This is a genomic window from Streptomyces sp. HSW2009, from assembly GCF_040240285.1.
Lineage (GTDB): Bacteria > Actinomycetota > Actinomycetes > Streptomycetales > Streptomycetaceae > Streptomyces.
Genome location: NZ_JBEHZD010001194.1, coordinates 1 through 343 on the forward strand (window position 1 = coordinate 1; position 343 = coordinate 343).

The 343-nt window shown below is 67.1% G+C and carries 1 protein-coding gene; it reads right to left on the reverse strand.

The genetic code is table 11. From position 1 onward, the window contains the following. A partial coding sequence (locus AAHZ94_RS35170) for a CurL C-terminal domain-containing protein (RefSeq protein ID WP_349997701.1) occupies nt 1-322 on the reverse strand: 322 nt, incomplete at its 3' end. Nucleotides 323-343 lie beyond the last annotated feature (21 nt).

Consider the following 343-nt stretch of genomic DNA (forward strand, 5'->3'; position numbering starts at 1 on the left):
CGCTGAAGAGGAAGACCGTGTCGCCACCGGTGGGCGCCGACTCGGACGACGGTCCGGCAGTCACGATGGCGGGGTGGGGTTCGTTGGTGGTGAGTGCTTCGAGTGCGGTGAGGAAGGACTCACGGTCCTCACCCACAGCAACAGCACGGTGGTCGAAGCGCGTACGGGTGGTCAGCAACGACCAACCCACCTCCGTCGGACGCAACCCAGGCTCATCCAACAACCGCTCCACCAACACCCGCGCCTGACCCCGCAAAGCCTCCGGAGTACGCGCCGACAACACCCACGGCACCACACCCAACACCTCACCCGCCACCGCCACCTCAGGCTCCACCCCAGCCTG